Source organism: Flavobacterium sp., assembly GCF_029242675.1.
Classification (GTDB): domain Bacteria; phylum Bacteroidota; class Bacteroidia; order Flavobacteriales; family Flavobacteriaceae; genus Flavobacterium.
This window is the reverse complement of sequence record NZ_JAQWTM010000193.1, coordinates 1-1851: the sequence shown is the minus strand read 5'-3', so window position 1 is coordinate 1851 and position 1851 is coordinate 1. Positions and strand designations below refer to the sequence as shown.

Here is a 1851-nt window from a genome sequence, read left to right as displayed (position 1 = left end):
ATACTTTAGCAGTTAAAGTTCTTTGTCCTCCTGGGTAACCTGTATGACGCATGTAAATCTTTTCGTCCATTTTGTTACCTGTAAGGTTGATTTTTTCTGAGTTGATAACGATTACGTTATCTCCACAGTCCACGTGTGGTGAGTAACTTGGCTTGTACTTCCCTCTCAAAATCATAGCGACTTTTGAAGCAAGACGTCCTAAGTTATGACCATCTGCATCTACAACAATCCACTCTTTTACAGAGTTAGCTTTTGTTGTTGAAATTGTCTTGTAGCTTAATGCGTTCACAATAATATATTTTAATTAAACATTCCATCCCCAATAAAGGGGTTGCAAAAGTACAATTTATTATTTTAAATGCAAATAGCTTAAAAGATTATTTTCTAGATGTTTTTGTGCTGATTATCAATTGTATATTTGTTTGCTAAGAGTAATGTCGATTTAGTTAGCAAACCATTAAGCCTTAATTCTATTTTCATATTACTTTTGAAGGATGAAATAAAATTTTTATCTTGCATGCTTATCTTGATTGCAAAAGCTTATTAAATACCTATTTTTGGTAGATCTAACTGTGATTTCCTTGAAAGAAAGCGCAGGGATTAGGTAAGCATTCGAGCCAATAAAACAACAACTATGAAAGTCAAAGCAACTCTTAAACAAATAGCTAAAGAACTTAACGTCTCGGTTTCGACTGTTTCGAAGGCGCTAAACGATAGTCCGGAAATAAGTGAGCAAACTAAAATAAAAATTAAGGAGTATGCGAAGCTTAAGAATTATAAACCCAATGTCATAGGTTTAAACCTTAAAAACAGAAAAACGAAAACTATTGGTGTAATCATCCCCAATATCCTAAATTCGTTTTTCGCCAAGGTTTTTAGCGGTATCGAAAAAGTAGCGGAACAAAAAGGATATAATGTTATCACTTGTATTTCGAATGAGTCGCTAACTAAGGAAATTAGCGCTTTAGAAATTTTGAGCAATGGTACGATTGATGGTTTTATATTATCGGTGTCTGAAGAAGCTCAAAAATTACAAGACTACACTCATTTTACTGAAATCATCAACGATGGTACGCCTATTGTTATGTTTGATCGCATCGCCGAAGGAGTTGAATGTGACAAGGTAATTGTGGATGATTATAATTCAGCATTGAATGCTACGCAGCGTTTAATTGATTTAGGATGTAAAAATATTGCTTTGTTTTCCTCTGTAGATAATTTAAGTGTTGGAAAATTGCGTACGAGTGGGTATTTGAAAGCATTGGAAAATAATGCGATTGCCATTAATGAAAATATTGTTTTTAGAACAGATTCCGAAGAAGACCTTAAAAATGCTATTGCGACCATGCCTTCAGGGCAAATGATTGACGCTATTTTTGCTTTAGAGGAAACTGATACCGTTGCGGCCTTGAAATTTGGTTTGAAAAATGGATTTAAAATCCCAGAAGAACTTTCTATTATCGGTTTTGCTGACGGAATTTTAGCGTCCAGACGTTTAACTCCTAGTGTTACCACCGTTAGTCAGCATGCTCCTGAAATTGGTGAAAAAGCGGCTCAGTTATTAATCGATCGATTAGAAAGTAAGGAAGAAGAAGAGTTGCCGTATAGAACGGTTGTTATTAATACGATTTTGAAAGAAAGAGAATCAACAAGAAGTTAAAACTTTTTCTTTCCTTGTTTAAAACCCGCTCCAATTGCTATAAAATTTGAGTGGGTTTTTTATTTTCTATGGTTTTTTAATGCGCTTCTAACCAGTTTTTCCCCTTTCCTAAATCCACCACTACAGGAACATCAAGCTGAAAAGCATCTTCGATTTCGTGCTTGATCATTGGTTGGATTTTTTCTAATTCA

At 34.4% G+C, this 1851-nt stretch carries 2 protein-coding genes; one reads left to right on the top strand and one right to left on the bottom strand.

What is annotated here, in order from left to right; genetic code table 11:
- Positions 1–289 (bottom strand): 50S ribosomal protein L13 (gene rplM / locus P8M54_RS07435; protein WP_300286786.1); only part of this gene is annotated, 289 nt, incomplete at its 3' end.
- 345 nt (positions 290–634) lie between these two features.
- Here rplM and P8M54_RS07430 point away from each other — a divergent pair.
- Positions 635–1660 (top strand): LacI family DNA-binding transcriptional regulator, encoded by a 1026-nt coding sequence (locus tag P8M54_RS07430; protein ID WP_300286784.1) that lies wholly within the window; start codon positions 635–637, stop codon positions 1658–1660.
- The last annotated feature ends 191 nt before the right edge of the window (positions 1661–1851 follow it).

Bases quoted from the DNA above. Each gene is read 5' to 3' on its own strand.
- P8M54_RS07430 (WP_300286784.1), top strand. From the start codon at position 635: ATGAAAGTCAAAGCAACTCTTAAACAAATAGCTAAAGAACTTAACGTC.